Source organism: Lacticaseibacillus manihotivorans DSM 13343 = JCM 12514, from assembly GCF_001435035.1.
In the GTDB taxonomy this organism is placed as follows: Bacteria; Bacillota; Bacilli; order Lactobacillales; family Lactobacillaceae; genus Lacticaseibacillus; species Lacticaseibacillus manihotivorans.
The window spans coordinates 1-382 of record NZ_AZEU01000113.1; the positions used below are offsets into that span (position 1 = coordinate 1).

A 382-nucleotide genomic window follows, 5' to 3' on the forward strand; every position below is an offset into this window, starting at 1 on the left:
AAAACCCACCGCACTGCGGTGTAACCCATATTTGGGTTCAGTTTTCCCTTATGCCCTTTTCTGTCTTTGCGTTACAGGTACAGCAATTCATTGCGTCTTGCCTGTTAGTCAAGTGGAAAACCGCAAAAACAGGTGGCCTAAGCCGCCGTCGTGTTGCGAGTTTTTTTCTTCTCTCAATATGTGTTCTTCCTGTGCCTTTCATGTAACTATATAGCAACATAAAGGACACACAACACGACACCTGGCGAGATATTACTAAGTACATGCGCGGTTTTAGACGTGTGACTGTTGACGATTTTCGACAGGGGACGAATTTTGGAGTTTTGGATAATGAGCATAAGGGAAAACTGCACCCATAAATGGGTGACACCGCAGTGCGGTG

General features: G+C 45.5%; 1 protein-coding gene. It reads left to right on the forward strand.

Going from position 1 to position 382, the window contains the following annotated elements; genetic code table 11:
- The coding region (locus FD01_RS16560) for a hypothetical protein (RefSeq protein ID WP_235802935.1) at positions 1 to 206 on the forward strand (206 nt) is incomplete at its 5' end.
- Positions 207 to 382 lie beyond the last annotated feature (176 nt).